Raw genomic sequence first — 2,337 nt, forward strand, 5'->3', positions numbered from 1 at the left:
TTATTCTATTTCGATTTCTCCTTCCGCATACCATCCCTCACCTTCTATTTGGATGATGTAAATACCGGGAGTCAAAACCGTAAATTCGGTGTTCAATAACGAAGAGTAATTCTCAAGGCTTCCGTTTGCATTATACAGAAATACTTCGGCCTCCATTGATTCATCCCCAATCACTTCTATCTTGTGCGTGTCTGAATCATAGACAACTTCTATTGGCAGACGCATAGGCGCACGATTTACATCCCTGGTATTTTCTGGATTAATCCTGCGATGAAACTGCATAAATACTCCCTGTTGTTCTGCAAAAGCGGTGTGAGCCATTCCCAACAGCAGTGCCGCCATAATAATTAACTTCTTCATTTTTAATATATTTTTAATTCTTAAACTGGTGCAAAATTACTGCAAATAAAGTTTTCAACCAAGGGTAAAAGTTTTACGTAAAACTTTTTATTTCGCTGATATTCAGTGGTTTGAAGATTGGCAAAATTCAAAAGTTTTACATAGCTCTCGAAAGTTTTACATAGCAACTCAAAACAGGCCATTTTTGCGGTTATTATACTATATTCATATCTCACCTTGCAGTTCTTATTCCTTGACTGATTTCTCGCCTTACTTGTTCATCAGGCTGAGACAATGATGGGTATTGTATCAATGCCCCCACAATGCCATCGCAGACCTACAAAAAACGCCATCCTCACAATAAGGACGGCGCTACTATTTTTTATCAGAGCTGAATCTGAACTTACTTCTCAAAATCTTTCATGAGCCTGCGGATATAAAGTCCGATATTGGTCTCATGCTCGTCAATGCCGAGTTTCTTCCGGATTTCATGGCTTATGATATAATGGCGTTTCATCTGGATATATTCACCGACTTCCTTGCCTCGTAGCCCGATTGCATACAGGCATAGATAGTTTATCTCACCAGCGGTCAGACCACGCTGCTCAAGATACTCCATAAACCTGGTGTGTGACGCTGCGAAAGCAAGGCGGGTTGAGTCCATGAATTTCTTTTTGTCATTACGGATTGCTTCAATCCATTTGTTATACGGTTCCGCATAGCTGTCATTTCGGGTTATCTCTTTTGCCAACAGGCCGTTCAGCATATCAAGCCTGCTCTTTATGACCTTCTGTATCGGTTTCGCCAATTCCGACTGTTCCCTCTGCAATTCCTTCAGGTGGTCACGTTCACTTTCCAGCTGAGAGATTTCCAGTCTGAGATTGGCCGCTTCAAGTTCATGCTGACGCTGTTCGGCCTCAAGCCTTTTATTGTCTTTTTCCAGATTGTCGGCTTCAAGGGTTTTCTTATCCCGTTCAAGCTCCGCCTTTTCCTTTTCTTTTCGCAGGTTGTCCTGCTCAAGTCTCAGATTCTCATTTTCTTTCTCAGCCAAGACACGTTTTGTCCTGCCTAAGTAACCACGGTAATATTGCCAGCCGACAAGTATCACCAACACGAATATACTGCAAAGTGTCAACCCTATAATCCTGTCTTTGTCTCGAATCTCCATGAGGCTTTTCATTTCAAGTTGATGCTTTTTATAGGCAAACAGCAGGTCTTGTGACAGCAACTCTTTCTGATAACACTCAAGCATGGCTGAATAGTCCTTATACAGATTCAGGGCTTGCTCATACTGCCCTTGTTTTTCCAAGATGTCGGTTTTCACCAAAGTGTATTTGATAGAATCCAAGATAAATCCGGATGGAGTGGTTTCCGACAGAATATTCAGTGCCTCGTCATACTCTCCGATTTTTGAATAGCCTTTGGCATAATTCATAGTTTCGTCTTTTGTCCGCTCTAAATCCTTATTTTCATCTAAAAAGGTTTTGATTTCATCGGAGGAACAGAACTCTATCGTATAAGACAGTAAGGTAGGGAACATATAAAACTCTCCATCTGGATTCTTCTGCACCAAAGGCACGCAAATGGATAGAATACTGTCTGCTGCAAGTTTGTCATTCATCATAACGTAGCCATCAAGAGCTTTCGTATAACTCTTGATTTCAAGGATGTCTCTGCCGATAGCTCCGTATAACTTCGCCGCATCCAGATTGTTATGAATAAACTCGTCAGTCTTGTACTGCTTGAGATACAAAGTGCCCTGCGCCACCAATGTATGAGCCAGCAATAACGAGTCAGTTATGTTTTCTCCTAAATCACTGCCTTTCATGAAAGACTGCATTGCCGAATCATCGTCGCCCTGGTTCTGATAAATCCTGCCTTGATAATAATATGTCCGGAGCTGCTCATCAGGAGTGCCGTGCTTGATGTAATAGTCTATGGCGGGCTGAAGGACATCAAATGTTGTGGTGTCAATATAGTTTTTGTCCAACGCCATAG

2 protein-coding genes are annotated in these 2,337 nt (G+C 41.8%); both read right to left on the reverse strand.

Annotation, left to right across the window (positions count from 1 at the left end; genetic code table 11):
* Positions 1 to 360, reverse strand: coding sequence for a hypothetical protein (locus ACI4L0_RS10145; protein ID WP_439800054.1), 360 nt, complete (start codon positions 358 to 360; stop codon positions 1 to 3).
* 382 nt (positions 361 to 742) lie between these two features.
* Positions 743 to 2,337 (reverse strand): hypothetical protein (locus tag ACI4L0_RS10150; protein WP_439800055.1); only part of this gene is annotated, 1,595 nt, incomplete at its 5' end.

The organism is Treponema sp. (assembly GCF_051883275.1).
Lineage (GTDB): Bacteria > Spirochaetota > Spirochaetia > Treponematales > Treponemataceae > Treponema_D.

What these genes read in the sequence shown, in the direction of transcription:
- ACI4L0_RS10145 (WP_439800054.1), bottom strand. Translation starts at nt 360, where the DNA reads ATGAAGAAGTTAATTATTATGGCGGCACTGCTGTTGGGAATGGCTCAC.